The sequence below is a fragment of the Bradyrhizobium sp. TM233 genome (assembly GCF_036247965.1).
In the GTDB taxonomy this organism is placed as follows: domain Bacteria; phylum Pseudomonadota; class Alphaproteobacteria; order Rhizobiales; family Xanthobacteraceae; genus Bradyrhizobium; species Bradyrhizobium ottawaense.
The window spans coordinates 1-271 of the sequence record NZ_BTIG01000134.1; the positions used below are offsets into that span (position 1 = coordinate 1).

A 271-nucleotide genomic window follows, 5' to 3' on the forward strand; every position below is an offset into this window, starting at 1 on the left:
CCCGGCACCGGCAAGACCACCGTGGCGCTGCGCATGGCCAAGATCCTGCACGGCCTCGGCTTCGTGCGGCGCGGACAGGTGATCTCGGTGACGCGCGACGATCTCGTCGGCCAGTATATCGGCCACACCGCGCCGAAGACCAAAGAGATCTTGAAGAAGGCGATGGGCGGCGTGCTGTTCATCGACGAGGCCTATTATCTGCATCGCCCCGACAACGAGCGCGACTACGGTCAGGAGGCCATCGAGATCCTGCTCCAGGTGATGGAGAACC

Annotated in this window: 1 protein-coding gene; it reads left to right on the forward strand. The window is 63.8% G+C overall.

The window, feature by feature from the left end:
- A partial coding sequence (locus AABA86_RS34005; protein WP_338309851.1) for an AAA family ATPase occupies positions 1-271 on the forward strand: 271 nt, incomplete at both ends.